This is a genomic window from Bariatricus sp. HCP28S3_A7, assembly GCF_052066375.1.
In the GTDB taxonomy this organism is placed as follows: Bacteria; Bacillota; Clostridia; order Lachnospirales; family Lachnospiraceae; genus Allocoprococcus.
This window is the reverse complement of sequence record NZ_JBQHSG010000090.1, coordinates 1-577: the sequence shown is the minus strand read 5'-3', so window position 1 is coordinate 577 and position 577 is coordinate 1. Positions and strand designations below refer to the sequence as shown.

1 protein-coding gene is annotated in these 577 nt (G+C 46.4%); it reads left to right on the top strand.

The window, feature by feature from the left end; translation table 11 throughout:
• Window positions 1-577: RNA-guided endonuclease InsQ/TnpB family protein (locus tag ACTNA4_RS16115; protein ID WP_441031184.1), on the top strand; the 577-nt coding region annotated here is incomplete at both ends.

The window sequence follows — 577 nt, the reverse complement described above, 5'->3', positions numbered from 1 at the left end:
GGGGTATGTCCTGAAGTCGGTAACCATAAGTCAGGAGCCTTCCGGAAAATACTATGCAAGTCTGCTTTATGAGTATGAAGTCTGTGAGAACCAAGCAGAGAAGAGAAAAGAAGCAGAACCGGAAGTGCTGGGGATTGATTATGCGATGAGTGGGATGGCGGTCTTTTCGGATGGAACAAGGTGTGAGTATCCGGGATATTTCAGAAAGGCAATGGTGTGTCTTGCGAGGGAACAGAGGAAACTGTCCCGGTGTCAGAAGGGGAGCCGGAATTACGAAAAACAAAGGAAAAAGGTTGCAGTCTGTCATGAGAAGGTCCGGAACCAGAGGAAGGATTTTCACCATAAGCTGAGTCAGGAACTGGCAGAGAGATATGATGCGGTTGCAGTGGAAGATCTGGATATGAAAGCGATGAGTCAGTGCCTGCATCTGGGGAAGGGAGTTATGGATAACGGATATGGAATGTTTCGGGATATGCTTGCATATAAGCTGGAAGATAGAGGAAAGAAGCTGATAAAGGTCGATCGGTTTTATCCATCCAGTAAAACCTGCAGCAAATGCGGAAAGATCAAGAAAGAA